The organism is Pseudomonas mediterranea CFBP 5447, assembly GCF_000774145.1.
Lineage (GTDB): Bacteria > Pseudomonadota > Gammaproteobacteria > Pseudomonadales > Pseudomonadaceae > Aquipseudomonas > Aquipseudomonas mediterranea.
In genome coordinates this window covers 38,444-63,449 of the sequence record NZ_KN322981.1, presented here as the reverse complement: position 1 = coordinate 63,449, position 25,006 = coordinate 38,444, and the positions used below count along the sequence as shown (strand labels likewise).

Annotated in this window: 18 protein-coding genes and 1 other RNA gene; 16 read left to right on the top strand and 3 right to left on the bottom strand. The window is 54.7% G+C overall.

The genetic code is table 11. From position 1 onward, the window contains the following. The first annotated feature begins 127 nt into the window (after positions 1-127). From N005_RS03255 to N005_RS27970, 13 genes are all read left to right on the top strand, one after another. On the top strand, positions 128-952 hold the full coding sequence (locus N005_RS03255) for a (Fe-S)-binding protein (RefSeq protein WP_047699382.1): 825 nt from the start codon (positions 128-130) through the stop codon (positions 950-952). Then, positions 949-2,406 carry a LutB/LldF family L-lactate oxidation iron-sulfur protein gene (locus tag N005_RS03250; protein ID WP_047699381.1) on the top strand — a complete coding sequence of 486 codons (1,458 nt, stop codon included), beginning with the start codon at positions 949-951 and terminating at the stop codon, positions 2,404-2,406. The genes N005_RS03255 and N005_RS03250 overlap by 4 nt, the downstream gene beginning before the upstream one ends. Then, complete coding sequence (locus N005_RS03245; RefSeq protein WP_047699380.1) at positions 2,403-3,074, top strand: LutC/YkgG family protein; 672 nt, start codon at positions 2,403-2,405, stop codon at positions 3,072-3,074. The genes N005_RS03250 and N005_RS03245 overlap by 4 nt, the downstream gene beginning before the upstream one ends. Continuing rightward, the gene (locus N005_RS03240) at positions 3,071-5,938 is read left to right on the top strand and encodes an FAD-binding and (Fe-S)-binding domain-containing protein (protein ID WP_047699378.1); all 2,868 of its coding nucleotides are present in this window, start codon (positions 3,071-3,073) and stop codon (positions 5,936-5,938) included. The genes N005_RS03245 and N005_RS03240 overlap by 4 nt, the downstream gene beginning before the upstream one ends. Positions 5,939-6,033: 95 nt before the next feature. Next, positions 6,034-6,315, top strand: a complete 282-nt coding sequence (locus tag N005_RS03235; protein ID WP_047699376.1) for a hypothetical protein — start codon at positions 6,034-6,036, stop codon at positions 6,313-6,315. 84 nt (positions 6,316-6,399) lie between these two features. Next, positions 6,400-6,793: a transfer-messenger RNA gene (ssrA, locus tag N005_RS27975) on the top strand. A 183-nt stretch (positions 6,794-6,976) separates the two neighbouring features. Continuing rightward, positions 6,977-8,233: an integrase domain-containing protein gene (locus tag N005_RS03230; protein ID WP_047699373.1), complete on the top strand. Its 1,257-nt coding sequence runs from the start codon at positions 6,977-6,979 to the stop codon at positions 8,231-8,233. 122 nt (positions 8,234-8,355) lie between these two features. Then, complete coding sequence (locus N005_RS03225; RefSeq protein WP_144402625.1) at positions 8,356-9,561, top strand: STY4528 family pathogenicity island replication protein; 1,206 nt, start codon at positions 8,356-8,358, stop codon at positions 9,559-9,561. A gap of 300 nt (positions 9,562-9,861) precedes the next feature. Continuing rightward, complete coding sequence (locus tag N005_RS03220) at positions 9,862-10,107, top strand: hypothetical protein (RefSeq protein WP_047699691.1); 246 nt, start codon at positions 9,862-9,864, stop codon at positions 10,105-10,107. 302 nt (positions 10,108-10,409) lie between these two features. Then, positions 10,410-11,309 (top strand): hypothetical protein, encoded by a 900-nt coding sequence (locus N005_RS03215; protein WP_047699370.1) that lies wholly within the window; start codon positions 10,410-10,412, stop codon positions 11,307-11,309. Then, complete coding sequence (locus N005_RS03210; protein ID WP_047699368.1) at positions 11,306-12,991, top strand: hypothetical protein; 1,686 nt, start codon at positions 11,306-11,308, stop codon at positions 12,989-12,991. Before N005_RS03215 ends, N005_RS03210 begins: the two co-directional genes overlap by 4 nt. Positions 12,992-13,338: 347 nt before the next feature. Continuing rightward, positions 13,339-13,827, top strand: coding sequence for a hypothetical protein (locus tag N005_RS03205; RefSeq protein WP_052126351.1), 489 nt, complete (start codon positions 13,339-13,341; stop codon positions 13,825-13,827). Between the two features lie 37 nt (positions 13,828-13,864). Continuing rightward, positions 13,865-14,479 carry a hypothetical protein gene (locus N005_RS27970; RefSeq protein WP_197678631.1) on the top strand — a complete coding sequence of 205 codons (615 nt, stop codon included), beginning with the start codon at positions 13,865-13,867 and terminating at the stop codon, positions 14,477-14,479. Between the two features lie 297 nt (positions 14,480-14,776). Here N005_RS27970 and N005_RS03195 read toward each other — a convergent pair whose 3' ends face one another. Continuing rightward, positions 14,777-16,267 (bottom strand): hypothetical protein, encoded by a 1,491-nt coding sequence (locus tag N005_RS03195; RefSeq protein ID WP_047699362.1) that lies wholly within the window; start codon positions 16,265-16,267, stop codon positions 14,777-14,779. Positions 16,268-16,502: 235 nt separating this feature from the next. After that, positions 16,503-18,512, bottom strand: a complete 2,010-nt coding sequence (locus N005_RS03190; RefSeq protein ID WP_083365907.1) for a hypothetical protein — start codon at positions 18,510-18,512, stop codon at positions 16,503-16,505. 794 nt (positions 18,513-19,306) lie between these two features. Here N005_RS03190 and N005_RS03185 point away from each other — a divergent pair. The 3 genes from N005_RS03185 to N005_RS03180 are packed head-to-tail and all read left to right on the top strand — an operon-like array spanning position 19,307 to position 22,272. Next, entirely contained in the window at positions 19,307-19,891 is a 585-nt protein-coding gene (locus N005_RS03185; RefSeq protein ID WP_047699358.1) for an ABC-three component system protein, read from the top strand. Next, positions 19,866-20,366, top strand: coding sequence for an ABC-three component system middle component 5 (locus N005_RS28710; protein WP_144402616.1), 501 nt, complete (start codon positions 19,866-19,868; stop codon positions 20,364-20,366). The genes N005_RS03185 and N005_RS28710 overlap by 26 nt, the downstream gene beginning before the upstream one ends. After that, on the top strand, positions 20,353-22,272 hold the full coding sequence (locus N005_RS03180; RefSeq protein ID WP_047699356.1) for an ATP-binding protein: 1,920 nt from the start codon (positions 20,353-20,355) through the stop codon (positions 22,270-22,272). The genes N005_RS28710 and N005_RS03180 overlap by 14 nt, the downstream gene beginning before the upstream one ends. 171 nt (positions 22,273-22,443) lie before the next feature. On the opposite strand, the gene drt4 is transcribed toward N005_RS03180, so the two are convergent. Further along, positions 22,444-24,084 (bottom strand): antiviral reverse transcriptase Drt4, encoded by a 1,641-nt coding sequence (drt4, locus tag N005_RS03175; protein WP_047699354.1) that lies wholly within the window; start codon positions 24,082-24,084, stop codon positions 22,444-22,446. Positions 24,085-25,006: the final 922 nt, after the last annotated feature.

Genomic DNA, 25,006 nt, shown 5'->3' with positions numbered 1-25,006 from the left:
ACCGACGCCGGAACCCCTTCCGGCGTCCGCTATCGACAACCGGGTCTGCAAGGTTGCTGAAAGATTTGATCGCTATATTCAGCAGCCTCAGCGGACGGATAACCGGGACCACCCGGAGACACGCCTGATGAGCGAGCTTTTTTACAACGCCGTGCCGAACGCGACCCGTGTCGCCCCGCCATTGCCCGAGCCTCGGCAGTACCCCAGCGAGAAACCGCAACAGGTCTACCTGTTCGGCACTTGCGTGGTGGACCTGTTCTACCCCGAAGCCGGGATGGACGCGATCCATCTTTTGCAGCGCGAAGGGATCCGGGTGGAGTATCCGCAAGGACAAACCTGTTGCGGGCAACCGGCGTACACCTCGGGCTATACCGAGCAGGCCCGGACGGTGGCGCGGGCACAACTGGCGTTGTTCGCCGAAGATTATCCGGTGGTGGTGCCTTCGGGGTCCTGCGCCGGCATGATGCGCGAGCATTACGCCGACCTGTTCAAGGATGAGCCCGAGACGCTCAAGCAGATCCAGGCCCTGGCTGCCCGGACCTTTGAGCTGGCCGAATTCCTGTTGTTCGTCTGCAAGGTGCAGCTCCAGGACAGCGGCGCACCGGTGAAGATTGCGTTGCACACGTCTTGCTCGGCACGGCGTGAAATGAATACCCACCTGCACGGCCGCGCGCTGTTGGCGCAGCTACGCAATGTGGAGCGGGTCGAACACAGTCACGAAAGCGAGTGCTGCGGCTTTGGTGGGACATTTAGCGTTCGCATGCCGGATATTTCCGGCGCGATGGTGGCCGATAAGACCCGGGCGTTGAAGGAGTCCGGCGCGCACAAGGTCGTCAGTGCCGATTGCGGTTGCTTGATGAACATCAACGGCGCACTGGAAAAGCAGCAGGAGGCCTTGCGCGGCCAGCACTTGGCGAGCTTCCTCTGGCAGCGTACCGGAGGTGTGGCATGAGCACGCCGACGCTGATCCCGACCGTTGAACTGCAGGAAGATTTTCGTGCCCGCGCCCACAAGGCCCTGGGCGACACGCAATTGCGAAACAACTTTCGCACTGCGATGGATTCACTGATGACCAAGCGGGCAACGTCCTTCAGCGATGCCCACGAAAGAGAACACCTGCGAGTGCTCGGCAATGCCGTCCGCGCCCGTGCGTTATCGAAGCTGCCCGACCTGCTCGAGCGGCTTGAAAGCAACCTGACCCGCAACGGTGTGACTGTGCACTGGGCGGAGACGGTGGACGAAGCCAACGGCATCGTCCTCTCGATCATCCGCGCTCACGAGGCGCGGCAAGTGATCAAGGGCAAATCGATGGTCAGCGAAGAGATGGAGATGAACCATTTCCTCGAGGCTCGGGACATTGAATGTCTCGAATCCGACATGGGGGAATACATCGTCCAGCTCGACCACGAGAAGCCTTCACACATCATTATGCCGGCGATCCACAAGAATGCCGGTCAGGTCGCGTCCTTGTTCCACGACAAACTCGGCGTGGAGTACACCAAGGACGTCGACCAACTCATTCAGATCGGTCGCAAGGTCTTGCGGCAGAAATTCTTCGAGGCCGACATCGGCGTGTCGGGCGTCAATTTCGCCGTCGCCGAAACCGGCACCCTGCTGCTGGTGGAAAACGAAGGCAACGGGCGGATGTCCACCACCGTACCACCGGTGCACATCGCCGTGACCGGCATCGAAAAAGTGGTGGAGAACCTGCGCGACGTGGTGCCGCTGCTCTCATTGCTGACCCGCTCGGCCCTCGGCCAGCCGATCACCACCTACGTCAACATGATCTCCGGCCCGCGCAAGGCCGACGAACTGGACGGCCCCCAGGAAGTGCACCTGGTGCTGCTGGACAACGGTCGCAGCCAGGCGTTTGCCGACAGCGAATTGCGCCAGACCCTGAACTGCATCCGCTGCGGCGCCTGCATGAATCATTGCCCGGTCTACACCCGAATCGGCGGCCATGCCTACGGCGAGGTGTACCCGGGGCCTATCGGAAAAATCATCACGCCGCACATGGTCGGCCTCGCCAAAGTGCCGGACCACCCGAGCGCGTCTTCACTGTGTGGCGCCTGCGGTGAAGTGTGCCCGGTGAAGATCCCGATCCCCGCCCTGCTGCGGCGCCTGCGGGAGGAAAACGTCAAGGCGCCGGACAGCCCGAATCAAGTGATGCGCGGCCAGGGCAGCAAATATTCGCCCAAGGAACGTTTCATCTGGAACGCCTGGGCCCAACTCAACAGCTCGCCACGGCTGTATCGGCTGTTCGCCTTTCTGGCCACGCGCCTGCGCGCCCTGACGCCCAGTAACGTCGGCCCCTGGACCCAGAACCACAGCGCCCCCAAACCCGCCGCCCGCTCGCTGCACGACCTGGCCCGCGAACACCTGAAAGCCCAGGGAGACCACCGATGAGCGCCAGGGACAATATCCTCGCCAAACTGCGTAAAAGCCTGACCGGCACCACGCCGGTTGCCGACCATTTCGACGTCGATCTGGTCACGCAAACCTATCGCTACGCGCCCGAAGAGCGCATCCCGCAGTTGCGCAAACTGATGGAAGCGGTGCACACCGAAATCCACCTGACGTCGGGCGAAGGCTGGACGGCGCTGCTGGCGCAGTTGCTGCGCGACCGGCAGTTGCCGAGCCTGCTGATTGCGCCAACCACGGCGCATGGGCAAAAAATCACACAGTTCTGGGCGAATAATCCTGACCTGCCGGCCCTCAAGGCCTACAACAGGCCGGTCGAGGAATGGAAAGCCGAGCTGTTCAACGACACCCCCGCCAGCCTGACCGGAACCCTGGGCGCTATCGCTGCGACCGGCAGCCTGATCCTGTGGCCAACGCGGGAAGAACCGCGGCTGATGAGCCTCGTACCGCCGGTGCATTTCGCCCTGCTCAAGGCCAGCGAGATCCGCGATAACTTCTATGAAGTGCAGCAGGAATTCGAATGGGCCCAGGGCATGCCCACCAACGCCCTCTTGGTGTCCGGCCCCTCGAAAACCGCCGACATTGAACAAGTCCTGGCCTATGGCGCCCACGGTCCCAAGGACCTGGTGGTACTGATTCTGGAGGACCAATGAGCCTTCCCGCCCCCTTCCTACATGACGTACAGCAACTGATCCCACAAAAGCGCCGTTTCGACGATCCCCTGTCGACTTTGGCCTTCGGCACCGACGCCAGTTTCTACCGGCTGATTCCGAAACTGGTGGTACGGGTCGAAAGCGAAGACGAAGTGGTCGCCCTGCTGCAACTGGCCCAGCGCGACCACGTTCCCGTGACCTTCCGCGCGGCCGGCACCAGCCTGTCGGGGCAGGCCATCAGCGACTCGGTGCTGATTGTGCTGGGGGACAACTGGAACGGCCGCGAGATTCGCCAACAGGGTACGCAAATCCGTCTGCAACCGGGCGTGATCGGTGCCCAGGCCAATGCCTGGCTGGCACCGTTCGGACGCAAAATCGGCCCGGATCCCGCGTCGATCAACGCCTGCAAGATCGGCGGCATCGTCGCCAACAACGCCAGCGGCATGTGCTGCGGCACGGCGCAGAATACCTATCACACCCTGGCCGGCATCCGCCTGGTACTGGCCGACGGCACCCACCTCGACACCGAAGACGATGCCAGCGTGGCCGCGTTCCGAGCCAGTCACGGCGAGCTGCTGGAGCGCCTGGCGACTCTCGGACGCGAGACCCGCGACAACACCGAATTGGCCGCCCGAATTCGCCACAAATACCGTCTGAAAAATACCACCGGCTTGTCACTCAACGCCCTGGTGGATTTCGACGAGCCTGTGGATATCTTGAGCCACTTGCTGGTGGGGTCCGAAGGCACCCTCGGTTTCATCAGCGCAGTGACCTACAACACGGTGATCGACCATCCGAACAAGGCTTCGGCGCTGATCGTGTTCCCGGACGTGGAAACCTGCTGCAACGCCGTCACCGTGCTGAAAAGCCAGCCGGTATCGGCCGTAGAGTTGCTGGACCGTCGCAGCCTGCGCTCCGTCCAGGACAAGCCAGGCATGCCGGATTTCGTCCAGCATCTGTCACTGAATGCCTGCGCCCTGCTGATCGAATCCCGCGCCGCATCCTCGTCTTTGCTGCAAGAACAACTGGCGCGGATCATGACCTCGCTGGCCAGCTTCCCGGTGGAAAAACAGGTCGACTTTACCGAAGACCCGAAGGAAAACGCCCGCCTCTGGGCCATCCGCAAGGACACCTTTCCGGCGGTGGGCGCGGTGCGCAAAACCGGGACCACGGTGATCATCGAAGACGTGACCTTTCCAGTGGAACAGCTGGCGACGGGCGTGAACCGCCTGATCGAGCTGTTCGACAAACATCACTACGACGAAGCGATCCTTTTCGGACACGCACTGGAAGGCAATCTGCACTTTGTCTTCACCCAAGGCTTCAACAACCCTGAAGAAGTCGCACGCTACCAGGCGTTCATGGATGACGTGGCACAGTTGGTCGCGGTGGAGTTCGGCGGTTCGCTGAAGGCCGAGCACGGCACCGGACGCAACATGGCGCCCTTCGTCGAACTGGAATGGGGCAGCGATGCCTACCAGTTGATGTGGCAACTCAAGCGCCTGCTCGATCCCAACGGCATCCTCAACCCGGATGTGGTGCTCAGCGAAGACCCGCAGATCCACCTCAAACACCTCAAGCCGCTGCCGGCCGCCGACGAGATCGTCGACAAGTGCATCGAATGCGGCTTCTGCGAACCGGTGTGCCCATCCAAGGACCTGACCCTGAGCCCACGCCAGCGCATCGTGATCTGGCGGGACATCCAGGCGAAAAAGCGCGCGGGCATCGACACTTACGAACTGGAAACGGCCTATCAATATCAAGGCATCGACACCTGCGCCGCCACCGGATTGTGCGCCCAACGCTGCCCGGTAGGCATCAATACCGGCGACCTGGTGAAAAAGCTCCGCGGCCGTACCGCAACACGTACGAAAACCGCCGACTGGCTTGCGGGCAACTTCGCCCTGGCCCTGCAAGGAGCGCGCTTTACCCTGCACGTGGCCAACGGCGCGCGCATGCTGCTGGGGGCACCCCGGCTGGCGCGCTGGTCAACCGGGTTGAATCGACTGTCGAAAGGCCAGATGCCGCAATGGACCCCCGCCATGCCACAACCGGAAAGCCCCATCCGCTTCAGCCCGGCCGTGTCGGACCAACGTCCGAGAGTGGTGTACCTGGCGGCCTGTGTGTCGCGAGCCATGGGCCCTGCGGCGGGAGATAAAGAGCAGGTTTCGCTGTACGAAAAAACCCGACACCTGCTGGAAAAAGCCGGTTATCAGGTGGTCTTTCCCGACAACGTCGACAGCCTTTGCTGCGGCCAGCCGTTCGCCTCAAAAGGTTATGCCGAACAAGCCGAGCACAAACGCCAGGAACTGATCGGCGCACTGCTGCACGCCAGCCGCGGCGGCCTCGATCCCATCTACTGCGACACCAGCCCCTGCACATTGCGGCTGGTGCAGGACCTCGGCGAAGTGCGCCTCGACCTGTACGACCCCGTGCGCTTCATTCGCACGCACCTGATGGAGCGCCTGGAATTCAGCCCCCAGGAGGAACCGATTGCCGTGCATGTCACGTGCAGCACCCAGCACCTTGGCGAGAGCCAGGCGCTGATCGATCTGGCACGCAAATGCAGCAAGCACGTCGTCATCCCGGAAGGCATCCACTGCTGCGGTTTCGCCGGCGACAAGGGCTTTACCACGCCTGAACTCAACGCCCACTCGTTGCGTACCCTCAAGGACGCGGTTCAATACTGCGCCGAGGGCATCTCCACCAGCCGCACCTGTGAGATTGGTCTGACGCAACACGGTGAAATCGATTACCACGGCCTGGTGTATCTGGTAGACCGCGTCACCCGGGCCAAACCCGCCGGCGGTGAAGGTTCATCTACAGGGCTCGACGAAAAATCGAATTCCTGCGCTTCGCTGTAGTCACTTGAATAGGTCCGGCTCTGTCGGGCCCTACGACAACGACTCGGCCTGACCGTGACCGGCAGCACCGAGACCACACGTTCAAGGAGATACACATGAAGCACACCGCATTTGCTGGCTTGTTCATTTCCGCTGCACTGTTGGCCTCTCCGGTGTTTGCAGCCGACCTCTGCGAGACCAATCTGACCAAAATCCGAAATGACATGGTCAGCACGAAGCAGCTGAGCGAAGGCTTGAAAACTGACCTGAACAAAGAAGTTGCCAAAGCCGAGCAGGCTCACCAAAAAGGTACCGAGGAAGGCACCAAGGATTGCATTACAATCACCACCCAGGCCTTGCAGAAGCTGCAGAACAACGCCAAAGGCGATCCTCAGTAACATCGCCCCCGGGTTGGCCTCAGCCAAGTATTGGCGTACACTGAGCATGCCTGTCACTCAACAGCTCCACCGAGTGACAGGTTCGGGGCCGTTCAGGATTCGACGCCGGTTGCGAAACTTTAGGTGCATGCCGAGTTGGTAACAGAACTCGTAAATCCACTGTTGCAACTTCCTATAGTTGCCAATGACGAAACCTACGGGGAATACGCTCTCGCTGCGTAAGCAGCCTTAGCCCTTCCCTTCTGGTACCTTCGGGTCCAGCAATCATCAGGGGATGTCTGTAAACCCAAAGTGATTGTCATATAGAACAGAATCGCCGTGCAGTACGTTGTGGACGAAGCGGCTAAAACTTACACAACTCGCCCAAAGCACCCTGCCCGTCGGGTCGCTGAGGGTTAACTTAATAGACATGGCTACGCATGTAGTACCGACAGCGGAGTACTGGCGGACGGGGGTTCAAATCCCCCCGGCTCCACCATTTCATCATCTAAAGACGTCCACGGACGTCTTTTTTTGTGCCTGAAACCCAGTAAATACGGGGGTTTCAGCGCCATTGGGCTCCATAGCACTTCACGCAGATCCATTTTGAAATGTATTCCAAGACGTATTCCAAGCCTTCGGCTGGTAAATTTTGGAATACACAAACAGCGTTGGAGTACCCATGGGAGCCCAAGCCACACGCCTTTCAGACGTAAAAATCAGAGCCGCCAAACCCCAAGCCAAGGACTACATACTGACCGACGGCAACGGCCTCCAGCTGCGAGTCCGTACCAATGGTTCAAGGCTATGGAATTTCAACTACGTCCATCCCGTGACGAAAAAACGAATCAACATGGGACTGGGTACATTCCCTGAGCTCAGCCTGGCCCATGCGCGAAAACGCACTGTCGAGGCTAGGGAACTGGTTGCCCAAGGACTGGACCCTAAAGAACAGCGCGATGCGGATCGCCAAGCGAAAAAAGCCGCGACAGAGCACACGTTTCAAAACGTGGCGACGGCGTGGTTTGAGCTGAAGAAAGACTCAGTAACTACTGCCTACGCCGAAGATATCTGGCGCTCACTCACGCTTCACGTCTTCCCAGACTTAAGCGCGACTCCCATTTCAGAAATCAGTGCGCCTCACGTCATCAAGCTGCTCAGGCCACTTGAAACCAAAGGCAGCTTGGAAACGGTCAAGCGCCTGACCCAACGCCTCAACGAAATCATGACCTACGGCGTGAATTACGGACTCATCCCTGCCAATCCCCTGAGCGGCATTCGTTCGGTCTTCAAAAAACCAAAGAAGAAAAACATGGCGGCATTGCCCCCCGATGAGCTCAACGAACTCATGGTGGCGATTGCCAACGCCAGCATCAAAAGAACCACCCGCTGCCTCATCGAGTGGCAGCTCCACACGATGACTCGACCAGCAGAAGCTGCGACCACTCGGTGGGCTGACATCAACTTCGAGAAGAAGATCTGGACGATTCCAGCGGAGCGAATGAAGAAACGTCGCACACACATCATCCCGCTCACGGAGCACGCTTTAGCGCTCCTGGAGACCATCAAGCCCTACAGCGGACACAGGGAGTACGTGTTTCCCTCCGACCGCAATCCTCGTACCCATTGCAACAGCCAGACCGCGAACATGGCGTTGAAACGGATGGGCTTCGAAGGGCGCCTGGTCAGCCATGGAATGCGCTCGATGGCGAGCACCATCCTCAATGAAAAAGGTTGGGATCCCGAGCTGATCGAAGTTGCGCTTGCCCACGTCGATAAGGACGAGGTGCGTAGCGCCTATAACCGAGCGGACTACATTGAACGCAGACGGCCGATGATGCAGTGGTGGAGTGAACACATCCAGGGAGCAGCTACCGGCAATCTCTCGATATCAGCAACCATCGAAATCAGTGATCGGAAAGTAGTTGCCATACGGTGATGAAGGACCGCCATCGGTTGGCACGGAACAGCTTTTTTACAATCGAAGTACCAGCCTCCAGGCAAATACGGTGGTGATGCAAATCGCATTGTCGGCTTACACGCAGGTTGATCCGCGATGAGATGCAGAGGAACGGGCCGTCTTGGCCCATACCTCGGAGTCATCTCATGGCAGACCTACGCACTCATCAGAACTCACAAGACCAAGATGCTCTGAGCGCTACCTTGACGGCGCTCATGCTCGATCGGCGTCTTACCCCGTTGGAGCGCAATGGCTGGCAGGTCCTGCACATGCTTCGCACCGCTGATGGCCTCAGTCCGCTAGTGAACATGGGGCAACTGCGCCGTTACCTCACGTGTACTCCGTGTGGGCAACGAGCTGGCGCTGCAACGGCGTGGCGCGCCTTAGCCGTGCTCCGGCTTACAGGATGGATCAGCTTTGTGAGGCAGCACTGCGATCTCCTAACGGGCAATGTTCAAAGCATGTTGTATCGGGTCAATGAGCGCGCTCTAAGCTTCCATGAAGCTGTTGCTCTCGATGAGAGCCTGGCGGAGCTTATGGCTGCCTGCATCGGCCATGAGAACAAACAGATCAAGCATCTTGCCGAGCACATTCTGGCGACCTCTGAGGAGCCGCCTGAACGTCTCCCCATTGCCATCCGGGATCAACATAACAAAGACGATGACCCACCGCCCTCCGCGCCATCGCGAAAGCGCCCCAGGGTCAATCGAACATCCATACCTGGTACTTCCGCAAATAGATCGACCGTTACACAGCAGACCAAAGAGACCCGCCAGATACCTCAAGAGCAAGACCATACGTATAAGCCGTATTTATACAAAAAAGAACGTACGTACCGCGCGCATACGCGTGAGGAAAGCGATTCACCAACAGCACCTCTGACATTGCCGCCATGCCTGGCCAACGCCAAAGCAGATCAGCAAAGAGACGCGCTGATGGCTTTGAAACGGTTGCCGTCACACCATCGCCAGGACGTGCTGGACGAACTACAGGCACGCAGTCAAAGCGGCACGGTACGTAATGTCGTCGCCTATTTCTTCGCCTTGGTGAAACGTGTGTCGGCCGGCGAGTTTCGCTTGTGGGCCGGCCGCAAGAAACAGCATCCAACTGGCAAGCCAGCTGCAATCCAGCCCGCACCCCGCGTTTGCACGGAAGTGCGCAAGAAGCCACCAGCGCGCTCGGCATGGCACGAAATTGGCCGGCCACACATTGCCAAGATGCGAGAAATCCTGGCCGGTCCTAGAGGCGCTGGAGACTTGGCCGCACAGGTGATGAAAGGCAAAGGGTGGCAGGCGTGCCCTGTCTAGGGACGCGTATCAACACCTGTAAATCCAGAAATGTCCGGTGCTATTACCCAACATTAGGGAACACTCGGTAGCCGGTTTGTGAATTGACAGAGAATGTCCGTGGGAGCACTTTCACGGGTGCATACAAGCCGTTAGGATCAAGACGGCGCTGCGGTTTTCCGCAGGATCCTCCCAATGACCGCATCGCTTCGGCAGCGCGGACAGTCGACTTGAGTGTCGATGGAAGCAGCTATCCACATCCCACCCACGACGGGCCTCCCCCGTCCTGGGGCAGGCCTTTCTTTGTTTTTGGAGGCCTTAATGAAAAATCGACTGGCAATGTATAAAGCCCTGAAGGCTATCAACGTGCCTGAGCAACAAATCGAAGCAGTTATCCAAGCCATGGACTCTGATGTGCATTTATCTTCTGCAGGCAAATCCGATCCCGACATAGCACAATTTCGGGCAGAGCTATCCCGGTTTGAGGTGAGCCTCGTTATGAATATCGGCGTGATGCTCTTCGTCGCGATGGCGATTCTCTTCGCCGCGGTCGCATTTATTCGTTAACGAGACCGCCTTTTCCGTTGGTACCAGGAGCCACCTGTTCTAGGACAGGTGGTTTTTTCTTGTGCGTAAGTCAATTGATTGCACAGACCGTAAAGACATTTGACCAAGGGCACCTATCGGCGAAAAGCGGACATTCACTATTTAAGAAATCTGCAGCGATTCAAAGAGCCAATTGTAGTAATTGGTTGCTCCACGATTCTCTACCGATCAATGCTTTACTGGCGAATAAGCGTTGGGGCAGCCAAGGGGCGGCGTAGTATCATCCTAATGCGTACCTACCGACGCCCTCGGAGCCAATTCACATGGACATGATCCGGTTCAACGATTTTTACCTACACCTTTACAGAGCCAACCTTGAGCAAGATGGTGAGGCCTTGCTGGGCGAGTTCTATGCCCTCTGGCGCGAGGCGGAAACCTCCGGAGTTGAGGCCAATAGCCTGGTAGATGAAGCAAAGAACTGCCTCCATCGGGTTGCGTCTACAGACTTGTTTGTCCTGGCTGCTTGCGAATGGATCGGTGACAAAGGCCACCACAGGCTGAGCAAAGCGTTGGCGCACGAGGTCAGCGTCCAGTACCTCCAACATCCCAAGTTGGTGAGGTTCGCGCTGTCCGGAGCCACAGAGGCATCCACCAGCGCTGTGGCCCGCAGATTGTGTGCCCTGAACGTTTCGGTACCAGTATCACTTGGCTGGGTGTTGAGCTTGAATGAAGACCTACCCCCAAGCCCTCTGATTTCTGCAACGACCTGTGTGGTCATCGATTTTTTGGCGACAGAGTACCCAGCCACCTGCAAACGTCTCCTTGAAGCAGATCCCTCACCGCTTGCTCAGTCAACTCCCGCCAAGCATCTGGACGAAAGGCTCTCCGCCGAAAGCAGCGCCTTGGATGCCCTGCCCCACCTCACTGAGCTACAGATGTCATCGGAAATGCGGCGGAGCTTCAGCTACCTTCGCCGGAACGAGAATCGGGCGGTGGCGGACAAGGCTCACGGCGAATCCCTGTTCGAAATGTTCATGACCGCGCAGCATTTCAAATACTCCAACCAAGTATCAGTGGAATATCAGAACGATCATGAGACCGTCGAGGCGATGATCCCCATGTTCACGCAGGAAATGAGTATCGAATTGCCTCAGACCTGGATTGCCGACCCGTTGCTATATGACCAGAAGATCATGAGCCTATGGAAGGACGCTGATCAATGAGCATCCAACTGGTTCTCTCACACTACCTTTCGGGGCTTCGCGAGCGCGATGAGCTGGATGCACTCCTTCCAGAGCTTCTCCAAGCGATGGGGCATTCGGTGTACAGTCGTGCCCAAATTGGCGTGAATCAGGGTGGTGTCGACGTTATGTCCACCAAGGAGGATGCTCAGGGGCAAACGGAAGTTTTCCTGTTCATCATCAAATTTGGCAATGTGAACCGGAACGACTTCTATGGCACTCAGCAGGCGATTTCGCCCTCCATCCGCCAAGCGTACACCGAGTACGTCCGGAATCGGCTGCCAGAGCCTCTGCGGGGCCTAAAAAAGCGAATCGTCCTGATTTCAAATGGCATCCTCAAGCAAGACGCACAGTCAGATTACTCGGCAATCTCGAAGGAAGTGGTCGAATTCTCTCCTTTATGCTCGCTGGATTTCTGGGGCATGGATCAGCTGAGTCCCTACATCGAGGAGTACCTCTTTGACGATGCCTTGCTGCTCGGGAAAGGCAAATCCGACCTGAGGGCTGCCTTGGCCGGGCTTGAGGATACGCAGGCTTCATTCTCCAGGTTCGTTCGGTTTGTTGATGATTGTATGGCCGCACTTGGGGATGACAAGGACGTATCAGAAAATACGCGTGCGAATCGCTTCCACAAGCGAGCAGCGGCGGCGGGCATGGGGTGGGCTGTGCTTCTCGTCTGGGGAGAAAGTGAGGGTAATCAGAAACCAGGCGTGCTCGCAGGTGAGTACCTTTTGCTACGCCTCTGGAGCGAATCGATAACGCTTGGCCTGCAGACCGATATTCAGTTCCTCAATCGTTTCGAAACGCTTGCTCGGCTCCATGCGAACGCCTTGTTACGGTACTACGAGCGCGTGATGCCGTCGCTCCTGAACCGCAGACGTATGCTCCGCTATCGCCCCGATCAGGTGCTCTACATCGACTTGATTTGCGATGAGCTTGGCCGGTTGGGCACCACACTACTGTTGCTTCAGTCCCTGAAGGTCGATACCGCAACTCTCCGAGCCATGCACGGCTGCCTGGTGTCCTTCATCAACGCGCACAACGGATGCTTGCTACCCGTCTATGACGGACAAGCCATTGACCTTTCGATAGCCATGACCGCGATCATGGCCGTGGGTGATACAGCCAGCACCCAACTCATGGTGCGTGAGTGCATTGATCGCTTTGATGCTGCTCTGCATCGGAACAGGATCATGCCGGTGGATACCGATGATTTTGAAGATGCCATGGCCCTGTTCTCCGGGAAAGAAACCCAAAGAGGTCGATTCTTCAAAACCACGACTTTGGTGCCGCTCCTGGGAACCATGGCTGCTCTGCTGGGCGACCAGGAGGCCCTTGATCAATTGACTGCGGAGATTGTTCCAAATCTTGAAGGGGTAACCAAGGAAAGGTGGTTCCCCAAAAAGGCACTGCAGATGCTGACGGGTTCCGATGCCTATGTGAATGCCATTGGCATATCACGTGCTCTGACTGGCTTTCGGCCGACGCCAGATGATGAGGTTGAAGCCTCTGTGAAGGTGCCGAGCCAGGCCGCCTCCCCAGAGGATTTCGCTTGGCACAACACCTCCTGGGAAGTGCTGATCGCGATCTCAGCTAGGCTGCATCGCCATCCTTTGCCTACCTGGTACGTTGCGAAGCTTGCCAAAGTACATCCGACGCTTTGACCGCATTCACCGGATCAACCTGACCTTCGTCATCGATGAAGAGGGCTCGGGCACTACCAGACGAGCCTGAGCTAGACAATTTATAGGATGGGTACATGTCTATTCAGTGAGGCTGCCCACCTATTCCAGTTTGAACCGTTCTTAGTTTTAGAGACCGTCCACTTCTGGCCGATTTCCGCCAGGCCCCACCTGCTGCAATGGGTTGGAAGTAGCATCCACATACAGCCTTTCGCATCGTCTGCTTTTGGGTTCTTGCGCTCGAGTTCGGTAAAGTGATGCTATATGCGAAACATGACGACTAGCCAATAGTGCGCAGCACGCACGAGACGGATATGGAATCAGGCTACATGAAGAAGAATCAGACTGAACCGGTCTACAAAGAGTACCCACGCTTCAGGTTTCCCGGGTTTGGTTCAGAGGGTACGTGCTTCCTACGGGTCTGGGTACGACCAAGCGGGTTGGTTGTCCTATGCAGTCAGCTCCTCGAATATTACGGTACGTCAGTGACCAACGCCGTGGAGCAAATCCTTGTGGCGGCTATCGAGCGATTGCAAGAAGATGTGGGATTGGATCACCTTGTTGCTCCTAGGCGTTGGTGGCGATTTCGAGCTGATAACGAAGACGTCGTTAGCCAGGTCGTGCGGCGTACGGTGTGGATTGAGCACTACCCACCTGGCGCCGGACTGCATCCCGCTGGCTCGTTTGCATTGGTGGCGTTCGACAGTGGTCTGCATCCTGTCTGGAACTATGTATCCAAGGAAACGGCTGCAGGAGAATGTGGCGTGGACGTAGCACTCCTCGAAGTTGATACGCAGCTTCTAAAATATGAATCGTAGGCGCCTCATCCATCATGGGCCGCGGCTGATCAACATCTTGCACACCCAACTCCCGCACCAGGTAATATCTGAAAACGGCCTTGTAGGTGGTTCGAAGGACGCGCATCAGGCAGAAGCGTCAGTACAGCAATTGATCGTCAAACTGCTCACACCTCACATACCCTCCCCTGACTTGATAAGGAATAACAAGAAGGCTCTTGAGCATCCAAAACTTGGCGTCTGCATTCCCGATGTGATCATTGATCGAATTGGCGGTTCTCCTTGGGGATATTTTGAGTTGAAGACCTTGCTTGCTGAAGACCAGTTGACTGAGGTAGCAGTCGAGCATGATTTGAGAAAGTTATGCGCTTATAAGGACGCTCATCCTGAAGCGGCGGCAGTCTTCGTCCTCGTAGGTACTCGCAAGAGGCTATCGGATAAATTCGCAAAAGCACGCTGGGAAAAAGCTGGAATTAGCGCTGAAGAGTCGGCATTCAGCACGGGGCAGTTGCGACCTCAGAAATTGTTTGATGCGAATTACATTGCTATTCCTTGCGGATGGTCTGGAAGGGCTAACGAAGTGATGACCCTGACATGGGAGGTTCAACCGGCTAGCAAGCTTCGCATTCAATCAGACACGTACCGATTTTTGGCATGTATGGCTGGCCTTTGATCATCAAAGCTAGTTCCTTAAGGTGCTGTTGGATGGCAGTTCAAATCGATCAAACGACTGATCGCTTCGGCTAGGGGGGCATCTCGACGGAAATGAACGTCTCTTTTTGGCCGATTGCTCCTGTCGACGACCAGCGGCTTTCGGCCAGGAGCAGTCCTTCATGTGCAGTCTTTCTGACGAAAGCTTTAGGCGGTAAGGCGGAAGTTCAACAATGGCCGCTTTGCAGCAGATCAGTCCTGGGCAGGAACCCAAAGGGCTCCGCCGCGCCACGGCCCATGTTGAGCATGTTGGTGTAGATCATGGTTGCCATTGCCAAGTTTGTGCACTGCGCTCACCTGTGCACTGACATTCGAACAAGGTAAGCCCTAGGACGAATGACTCGATGACTTCGATAGTCTGGGTCCGCTCGCCGTGCAGCAGCCTTGCAGCGGCATTCGCAATCGGGAAGTCTCCTTGAAGAGCGGCATCCACGAGCTGCAGGCCAGCCCCCTTGATGTCATCCGTGAGCGCCAAGTTGCTCCAAGCCTCTCTCGCTTCGTCGAGAGTCTCGGAGACCTCCCGATAGATGCGTTCCTCCTCGGGCGTCCTGGTTCCCTTACTGCTCCAGTACGCATCAATGCCCTGGAGCTCTGCCAACGGGTTGGTGAGACGAGTGAATGCGTTTAGCGAATCCATCGGAGCTGCCTTCAGTCCTGCGGCGGCGCACCAGGGTTGCGCCAGTTCATTTGGTAGAACCGGAAACAGCCTGTCGAAGCCAGATGTCGCGAGGCTCGTCAATCCGAGGCTGTTCATGACGGGCAGGACGCAAATCTTACGCCCGCCTTCAATGAGAGCACGCCAGGCTGGCCAGCCATTCGCCAAGTCCACGCCTGTTCCATCAGAGTTCACAGGCAAGGTGACCAGCACATCCGCAGGCGGCCACACCTCGGGAATGGTGGCCTCAGCCAGCAGATGAACGCCGATGCCTGGGCTAATTGCGGTCAACTCGCTCCTTAGCCTACCTTCCAAGTTGTTGAACTCGGCTTCGCGATATTGGCGCGCCGCGAGTGCCGCCTTACCAAGCGCACTCCCCTTTGGTGCCGTCCGACAACGGTGCGTGAGGAACGGCTGCCGCCCTCTTTTCCCAGACTCACCAGCCATCGTCTGCAACATTTCCACAAGGCGCCGTAGCTCACCCAACTCCTTCGGAGCCTCGATTGACAACACATCCCATGACTCCTCGGACGCCGCAGACGCGATGCTCTTTTGTATGTCGGCAAGCCAGCCCATATAGGCCGGAGCACCCTGCGGTAGCGCAAGAAACCTCCGGACGAGATCCGTGGAGCAACTGGACAGGATCGATGGCAGCCTCGACAACCTCTGGACTCCAGCAGCTAGCGGCTCCTCCTGTGGCGCCACCAAGCTGATAGCTGCGTCGTATACGCGCCCCAAGGCGTTGAGCGCCGTGGCATCGGTCTTCCCTCTGAACTGCCCGTCAAGAAGCGCTCTGAGGTTAGGGACGAGCAGATTGAGCAGATCCAAGCATTGCGCTAGATAGGCGGTGTAACTCTCAGTAGCCAAGTAAGCGTTGAGTATGGCCAGCCACGCACGATTACGGGCGACTTGCTCGGGCGCGGGAACGTTCGCCCTGGGCATGCGTTTGCGAGCAAGCGGGTAGTCTTCGGCTGTGGACGGGACGATGACCCCGTCAGCTCCGAGCGCGTCGCTGGACACAATATCTGCTGCCGGTGTCAGCGCCAGCAAGGTCTCACAAGTCTGATACACGTCGTGGTTAAGGTCGGTCTGCACGGAGGGTGCTACAAACCAGATGTCTGAGCGAACCTCCTGACCTTCCTCACATGGGCTCAGACTCGGCGCCTCAGCCCAGGCCACATTGTCGGAGAAGCGCTGGAGCAACGTGTCTTGCCCTACTGCATTGACCCAGCTGATCGCCAGCGCCCTGTCGACCCTTGCTGTGACTTGGAGTAGCGAAACTACGGTTTGAAAGTCCGCTTCGACGAGCGGGGGGGAAAATGTGGCCAGCTCACCCAGGTGCGAAATTCGGGATGACTTGACCGAGTAGCGAAGCCATGAGCCGGGTCAAGTCTCCCACGCTGCTCGCCACCTGGAGCGCGCGGCGCAGATCCCTTGGAGCTAACCGAGCCAAAAAGCGAGCGGTCAAACCTGAAGCGATGACCTCAGTCCTAATTCCAGTAAAGCGTCGGGATGCGGGTACCATCGGACCGATATCCGGAGGCTCGATGTCGCCAATCGCGAGTCCAGCAGGCATTCCCTGAAACGACTTCGCCATCGCTTGTGCTTCAGCGGTTTGGAGCCATCGCCTGATCACTCGATGCGCGTTCGTGCGGTCCAGCCCTGTCAAAATCGCGCCGAGGAGCGCCGGGGTCGGTGCTGCCTCCAATCTAAGCGCCAAGCCTTCAATTACTTCGTCATCGCATCCCTCGTGCCTGGAGAGTGTGCGCTCGAGGAACCGAGACATCTCAGATGCCGGCACCAGCCAAACCGCCGTTGCGGCCGTAGTGGACAACAAGGGCGGTGGGAACTCGTGAGACAGGCGAAGGAGCTCTGCAGATCTCAACTCATGCAGTCCCACGATCCTGCCGTCATGTGCGTCTTGAATCAGGTGCTCATCCTTGAGTCTGGTCAGCGCGAGCGAGACCGTGGTCGCGGGCTTGGACAAGACGCGAGGCAGCTCTGACACCTCGGCATTGCAACCCGCGGCGTTCACACAAGCCACCACTCTCAAGACATCCAGCTCGTCGTGTCGAGTGACGTCGTTAATACGCGCCGCAACCTGCGCGTGCAGCGTCTCGCTCAATCGATGCCCCTGGGTAAGCACGTGGGTGTACTCAAGCAGGTGGCCAGCCGCCAGCGTCCAAGGTTCTCGCCATCCTTGCCAAGCGGTTTGCCCTCTATCCCTCAGCTCTCGCCACACTCGTTCAGCCAGAGTGTCGTCGCCCTGAACCTTGACTTGGGCAGCGCGACGGCTATCTACCAGCGGGTAGTGATCCTCCTCTCGTACAGATGCCAAGAGCAGCAGCCCGGGAGTGCGATTTACCTCCGCAGTCAACGCGGTCCAACCCTCCGAGAACCCTCGGCCCACGTCATCGATGATGAAGCCAACGGGTGCATCTGCAGTCGCTCGTCTGGAGCGCGCAAGCTGGACAAGTGACGCAATGGCTGCCGGTGGCAGGCGCTGAATCTGAAACCAACGCACTGCGTGGCGACTGGCGTACGCGGCTTCCCAAAGGACTGCTGACTTTCCTGAGCCGGAAGCGCCGTGAATGAGCGCGTTTCTGCGGCTCTCCAGTCCATCTAGAACGGCTGCACGCAGCTCAGGACGTTCCACAACGAGTCCTGCGGCTACGTGCGATGCCTGCGCATCGACACCCAAGTAGAACAGCGGATCCTCATCGGGCGTCAAGAAGTCCACAGCTGAACAGAAGCCCTCGGTTAGTGCTGCCTCAACTACCGCTGATGTCATAAGCGGCTGTAGCGCGTCGAACCGCTGCTGAACATCAGACACGGCAAGCCCAAGATAGGCGTTCGCCGCGCGTGTGCCGTTCTCATCAGAAAGATACCCCACCACGCCCAGGAGGTCCGCGAAGTACATCTCGGCTTCGAAGGAGGTGCAGGCCTGCCTGGCCGAAATCTGGGCTACTGCGCTTCCGCGAGGGTCAGGCAGCACAAGCACTTTGGTTCGCGCAATGAGACCAGCCAGCCCCTTGCGCCCCTTCAGCTCGACTACGACGGTCGGATAGGCGGAAAGGTCCTGCAACTGGCGGATAGCAGCGCAACGTTCACCAACATTGCTCTCGAGCACCAGCAAAAATTGGTCGTTCGGTTGAAGCCCCTTTCCGTCCCACATTTTCATGACAAAGCCCGCCACTGAGCGAGCTGAAAACGGGCCCATGTGGTCGCGTCGTGACTTGACCTGCGCGAGCGTTCTAGCACTGGCCGTCCGGAGCTCAAGATCGTCGCCCCCTTCAGGGATGACGCTGCCGTACTCAAACTGGCGGACAAATCCTTCCACGGCAAGGTTTGCCGCAACCGCATCCTGATATCGGAACCCACGTCCCGCATGAGAGCCAGCTCTTGTCGCCAAACCAAACCTCCCTTTTAGATGGCCATACCAATTCGTCACGCGTTCGTTCCAAGCGACGGCTAGAGGACGATATCTCTTAAAGACGTTACCCCTCGAAGTACAAGTTCTGGAGCAGGGAACGCGAGGAACATGATGTCGTATAGCCCTTCATCGAGCGGTAGTCCACATTACGAACCGGCTCCGTCTACTCATGTTAAGCGTCGAACGGGAGTTTACAGGCGTCTAGCTTGACAGATGAAAGGCCGCTCCCACTGCAAAGGAGATGTTATCAACCTGCGGATGAACATCCGCTATGGGTTGTCAGCTGCCTTTGGGGACAGGCAGCAACCGGCCAAGAGAAGACACTCCAAGCTTGTGTAAATTTGAGGCTACCCATTTGAAAGCTACCGGCCATAAAAAGGGACTGAGATGGAAATAGAGCGTGCAGTAAGCCACTGGTTGTCCATTTCCTGCAGTAGACTCGATGATAGCCATAGGCTACGCTTGCAACCGTTTTTTCAAAAAATGCACTTCAAAATCAAAGCGAGGGATCGATAATGGAATATCTTACACATGCCTTGACATTCATTGCTGGGCTAAGCGCTGGATGGACGTTGAAGGTAGTAATTTCCAATCGGTCAACGAACAATTCAAGAAAAACTACCACTACTCAACGGAACAATAGCGTTGGGGGAGACATGGCTGGTGGTGATATTCATAAAAACAACAAAGCGTGACTGAAAGTGTTTTCTAATCAGTCATCAAATCACGTCGGCGGCAGTCTGGCCGGGCGGGATATTAACAATACCGAAATTAAAATAATAAATCATGAATCCATTGAAGAGTTGGCGATTCTTTATGAAAGGATGAAAGTTGACGGTATAGGAGATCCTTCTGATAATACCTTTTCACGCAAGCTTCAACACTACATGGCCACTCCGACTGATGGGGATGTGCGTGGTCTTGAAGAAAAACTTCGGGAAAGCAACCGATTAGACATGCTGCGATTCGCATTAAAAGAAAAAGAAACAGCATTTAAGCTTATCTTAAAGTTTCAATCTTCAAAAACTGCGCAGCGGGTATACACAATACTTCTCGATGAGCTTCATACAATTTACGTTCTAACTGTCACTCCCGTTATTGAAGGAGGGGGCGACCGTCAAGCCGTTGATATGAGTATTAATCGGGCGCTACAGGCAATAAAGTCCATGCTTGGTGAAAATTTCATGGAGTTTACGGTGAAAGATTTACTCGGGCTGCTATTCTTTCTGGCAGGGAATTGCCATATAAGGTGGGATAAGGATGCTGATCTATCACCCGGCGTTTGATGCATATCACTGCGTATTTAGAATGCTCGCACTCATTGAGTCCATTCCCGAATTGGAAGTAGATAAGGCGAGATTGTTAGATTTTTACCAAGTTTTTCCTTCTGCCATAGGCGAGATCCGGCTTCCAAGTGGGTCCAATGGCCGACGTTTAGCCAAGGCCCTCACTAACGCCTATCGTAATCCGCTCAATCCCAAAGCAGCCTTCCGTGACATGGCTCAAATACAACATGCAGCGCTGAGAAGTATCGCTGCGCTTGGGATTGTAGATGTAAAATCCTATGAGCAAGGAATTCTACAACGCGCCGACGAGCGTGATATACCCAGCACTCTGAAAGACAATATTGAAAATTATATTTTAGAACACGCAGAGTTAATAGATTTTTTAACAAATGAGCTATCAGCCATTCCTCTACGTGGAATCAATGGTCTGAAGCATCGTTCTGAGCTATTAGAGCACCGATATGACCTTCCTTAAGCCCACGATTAAAATTACCCGATTGATCGTCCTTCAGGGCGGACATCGCGCTTTCGATTGCGCTTTCCATTCTGGAATAAATATTATCCGAGGGCGCAATACCTCAGGTAAGACTACCATTATGGATATGCTGGCTTATTCAATGGGTGCAGAAAATATCCGCTGGAAACCCCACGCGCTTGAATGCTCTTCAGTTATGGTTGAGCTCCATTTGAATGGAGAACCGGTCACCCTTTTACGTGAAGTTAGTATCGAGCCTCAGCGACCAATCTCCATTTTCTGGGGTACTGTGGAAGATGCTGTTAAAGCTGGACCAGATCTTTGGGAACGCTACCCTTTCAAGCGATCAGAGCTTAAAATTAGTTTTTCTCAAGCAATTTTTGCAGCTTTGGACCTACCGCAAGCTCAGGGGCATGGCGCTGCAAATCTAACAATGCACCAGTTGTTGCGTGTTCTATATGCTGATCAGCCTTCGGTGCATAGTCCTATATTTCGCATGGATAACTTTGATAGTGCGCTAACGCGGGACACAGTCGGCGGATATTTATGTGGAGTATATAACGACCAGCTTTATACTGCGCAGCTAAGAATTAGAGAGATAAATAAGTCCCTTGATAAAAAAGTTGCAGAGCTGCGTGGGATATTTAAGGTTCTTGGTCAGTCAGGGCAGACTCCGGACATAGAAGCGTCTCAAAATGGGATTTTAGAACTGGAATCGAAAAGAGAAGCTTTAATTGAATATATCAACAAGGTAAAAACTGATAGATCTTTGACTACGAAAGAGTCAAAAGACATATCTAAGTTGAGTGATGCTCTACGGACTCGACTAAATAGTGCTAAACGTTATGAAACAACGTTGAAAGACGCACTTGTTGCACTAGATTTGGAAGTGGCTGATTCGAGGGTGTTTATAAGGGAGCTAGAGTCTAGGCTAGAAAGTCTCGATGAGTCGAAAGTGACAAGACAGTACTTGGGGGCGATTTCATTTCAATTTTGTCCTGGATGTCTTTCTGAGATTAAGCCTGATATGAATGATCATTCATGTCAGCTTTGCAAGTCAAAGATTGACGATGCTGGGGATTCACAACTGTTGAGAATGAGAAACGAGCTCAGCATTCAGATCAAAGAGTCAAAATTGCTATTAGAATTAAGAGAAGAGGAAGCAGCTCAGCTGAGAAAAGATATCCCGCTCGCAACCCAAGAAATTAGAAAGCTGGAGAAAGAGTATAAGCTCTCCGCCATGACTTGGTCTTCCGATATCGAAGCAGTTTTGGAGAAGGGAAGCCGCGATTTAGGAGTGCTAGATCAAGAAATTCAGCAGGCCTATGAAAAGCAGAAGCTTTTCGCAGTGATACAAGAACTTCAACAGCAGCGAGATATTTTAGCAAATGAACTCGCCAAGCTGGAAAATGACGTTGAATCACTGGAGGCCGCTCAGGCGAGTAGGAAGATTGAGGTTTCCAAAACAATTGAAAAACACATGATCAGATTGTTGAAAGAAGATCTTCCGCTACAGCCAGAGTTTATAAATGCCAACAAAGTTCGTTACGACTTCGAAGAAAACTCAGTTTATGTAAACGACTCAGGAAATTTTTCAGAGAGTTCCACTGTGGTTCTACGGCATATTTTTCATCTAGCTCTACTAACAACGAGCATTGAATTGGAATTTATGCGGGTCCCTCGCTTCATGATGTTAGACGGTATCGACGACGGTGGGATGGAACAAAACAGGAGTCACAACTTGCAGAGTTTAATAGTTAGAGAATGTAGTAAATACACAAAAGATTACCAGGTAATATTCGCCACATCTGAAATTCACCCTGACTTCGAGTCTAGTGGCATGGTTGTGTCTCGCTTCTTTAATCCTCAGAATCGTTCTCTAGAAATCAAGCAGAACTTCAAGTGAGCTATTAGTCAGATGGCACATCGGTCAGAAGTTTTACCGTAGTGCAATTCTAGAATGAAAGCTTTTGGTCGAAAACTCTACTCTCTTCGGGTTTCGACCAAAAGCTGGCGATCATCCAGTGCCTGAAGCTGCCAATTTAATCTTTCGCGCCTTCACATATGACGGATGATTTCAGGCCTTACTCCGTTGTAAGAACTCTTCGAATGTATATGGTCCATGTTCTGGCTCAAACACATCTGCGAATTCCAGATGAGTACAATACGATTCAGCTATGCTTTCATTTCCCTCCGTTGGCATGAAGTCAACCTCCAAATTTTTCATTATTTCGAATACGGGCGATTTATAAGGGCTGGATATATACCCCTTGATAAAAGCTTGATAAAGAAAAACCCACTGCCGATCTTTTTGATAAACATCAAGTTCGCTTAGGCTTTCGTATACTTGTTGTAGGTCCTCTGTCCAACCGGTAATTTCCATCAATATACACATTGACAAGCAGTCTTTAGAGTTGATAACCGCCGCTTCTGCTAAATTGCTGAGGGTCAGTCCATACTTGCCGATAAAATATAGAGGCCAGCTCATTCCATCCGAACGTCCATTTTTGGAATTTTCGATTATGATTTGGTTTAGCCTTTCTTCGTAATCAGAGTGTTGAATTTCATATTTTTCGAAAATTATCCCCAGGTATGGAAGTAGTAGCGGATAATGCCAGCTCAAGTTTGTTACATAGTCAGTGATAACTCTGATCCAGTCATCATTAAGCAGGTGGATTAGTTGCTGCATGGCGTATTTTAATACACTTCCATCCGGCGTTTGATTGTTTAGTGAGATTGCGTATTCTAAAAAGTGTATCGTGTCATCTGAATCGTACTTCATTTTTTCGCCAACTTTTTGAGGGAGCGCGGCATGAAGCTTTGCCACCCAGCCCGTTTGAATTGCAGCGGGCAATTGTTCGACTTTGGTTTTAGATAAATTTAATGAGAATTTGAATTTTTTCAATTCGCTGGCAAGTTTTTGCAGAAAGTGTTCAGCTTCCGATGAGTCTGCGCAATAACAAACGTAGTCATCAACATACCGGACAAAATCATATCCTGCTACACGTAACCTCTCGTCTACTACACCTAGTATGAGTTCTACGATGACCGTCGATGTGGCTGGCCCGATCGTAATACCCTGAGTTTCAAGGCGCCGTGTATTCCTCTGCCACTTATCCAACTCTGTAGACCAGTGCTTGTTGCTGTTATCTTTTACCCCAAGCTGTCTCTTAGCTTCTTCTTCACCCATTCCCGCCCATTCAATAGCATGCGTATAGACAGAGTTGAAGCAGCTTGCAACGTCTGTGTTAACCAAATAACGCTTGGCGAATGACGCCTTACTTTTCTCCAGAACTTTCTCTCGAAAACTGTCGTAATTCATTATTACCAGTCGTTTGTCGACATGGAAGTATGGTTTAATTTTACTGCTTTCGTTATCGCAGATTCCTCGAATGTGCTCCCAGTTTTCTGAGATACATTTTGCAAGGCGCCCGTATGCCAGTGGATGGGGAATGCCAAGAAGTCTGGGGACGTTGTTGTACCGTGTGGACGCATATTCAGCAAAATCAAATCCCTTCGAAGACCTTCCTACCTTATTGTTATCTGGGTCCTTTGCACGTTCATCGCATGCATCTGGCTCCTGGATGATTCGAAGAACCACTTCGGGCGTGAATCGTCTGGAATTGAAGATCGGTGGAATCTCGCCTACTCCCTGCTTTTGATTAGGGAAGTAGTTGAATCGGGTGAGCGCCTCAAACACAAATCGTTCGTCGTCCATTTTGTAACCTGTTCTATCAAATGAAGTATCTTGTCTGAGTTTGCTTGTTCGGTGCTGGACGGCACAGCACCAAAATATCGATAACTGGGTTACCAAGGAGAGTAGGGTAGTCGAAGAAGTTATTTCTGGCAGCGTTGCCGCCACTGAACGTCCAAAGTTTCGAAAACTGCTTCAGGGTGAGAAAGCAGGTGATTTTCTCATTTTGATGAAGCGCGGCCGGTTGAACGTCTGCTTTTGGCCGATTTCTGCCTGTTACAAAGGGCCGCCTCTGGCCGTGAGCCACCGTCCTAGAAGGGCCGCTATGGGTCCCAACTACCCCGTTGTGACTGCTAGTTATCGTCCGCCTCAGACCTTCGACACAAAGCTCTCGGTCAACCTGGATATGAACGTCGTCGACTTGCTCGGGCGATTCACGACGTTGATCGGCAAGGCAGCTCCGTGCTCCGCCTTTCTCGCAAGCTCTCTGCGCAGGCGCGGCATGGGAACCATGCCGCCCCTGCGTAGGGAGCCGACAAGGCCGAAGGCCGCGTCAGTACCGCAGGCAATGAATAATATGCACCTACCACAGACGGCTTTTGCCCACGGACGCGCAAGTCATGAACCGGGCCGTCACTGCAAACCGCAGTGACGGCCTAGCTGACGCCCCAACATCACGGGTAAATCCTGAACCCTAAAGAGTGCGGCATACATGATGATGCCCCCATACACTGGCCCAGCAAAAACCTAAGACGACAGGTTCGAGAGTCGTCATCCCAACAGCGCAAGACTCCTGTAAGCGCTGATCCAGCAGGATGGAGTTAGCCAGGTATGCAAGGCTCCAAAAGCATACCGCCCCATACCCACGGGCGGAGCCGCCTTTGTTATCGGATTTATTCCGTGATGTGCCGCCACCGCACCCTCCTCGGCAGCAGACCTTTGCGCA

Coding starts and splice junctions, on each gene's coding strand:
- N005_RS28710 (WP_144402616.1), top strand. CDS start 19,866: ATGCTGATCTATCACCCGGCGTTTGATGCATATCACTGCGTATTTAGA.
- drt4 (WP_047699354.1), bottom strand. CDS start 24,084: ATGGACGACGAACGATTTGTGTTTGAGGCGCTCACCCGATTCAACTAC.
- N005_RS03210 (WP_047699368.1), top strand. CDS start 11,306: ATGAGCATCCAACTGGTTCTCTCACACTACCTTTCGGGGCTTCGCGAG.
- N005_RS03235 (WP_047699376.1), top strand. CDS start 6,034: ATGAAGCACACCGCATTTGCTGGCTTGTTCATTTCCGCTGCACTGTTG.
- N005_RS03230 (WP_047699373.1), top strand. CDS start 6,977: ATGGGAGCCCAAGCCACACGCCTTTCAGACGTAAAAATCAGAGCCGCC.
- N005_RS03240 (WP_047699378.1), top strand. CDS start 3,071: ATGAGCCTTCCCGCCCCCTTCCTACATGACGTACAGCAACTGATCCCA.
- N005_RS03250 (WP_047699381.1), top strand. CDS start 949: ATGAGCACGCCGACGCTGATCCCGACCGTTGAACTGCAGGAAGATTTT.
- N005_RS03215 (WP_047699370.1), top strand. CDS start 10,410: ATGGACATGATCCGGTTCAACGATTTTTACCTACACCTTTACAGAGCC.
- N005_RS03245 (WP_047699380.1), top strand. CDS start 2,403: ATGAGCGCCAGGGACAATATCCTCGCCAAACTGCGTAAAAGCCTGACC.
- N005_RS03255 (WP_047699382.1), top strand. CDS start 128: ATGAGCGAGCTTTTTTACAACGCCGTGCCGAACGCGACCCGTGTCGCC.
- N005_RS03225 (WP_144402625.1), top strand. CDS start 8,356: ATGCAGAGGAACGGGCCGTCTTGGCCCATACCTCGGAGTCATCTCATG.
- N005_RS03205 (WP_052126351.1), top strand. CDS start 13,339: ATGAAGAAGAATCAGACTGAACCGGTCTACAAAGAGTACCCACGCTTC.
- N005_RS03220 (WP_047699691.1), top strand. CDS start 9,862: ATGAAAAATCGACTGGCAATGTATAAAGCCCTGAAGGCTATCAACGTG.
- N005_RS03180 (WP_047699356.1), top strand. CDS start 20,353: ATGACCTTCCTTAAGCCCACGATTAAAATTACCCGATTGATCGTCCTT.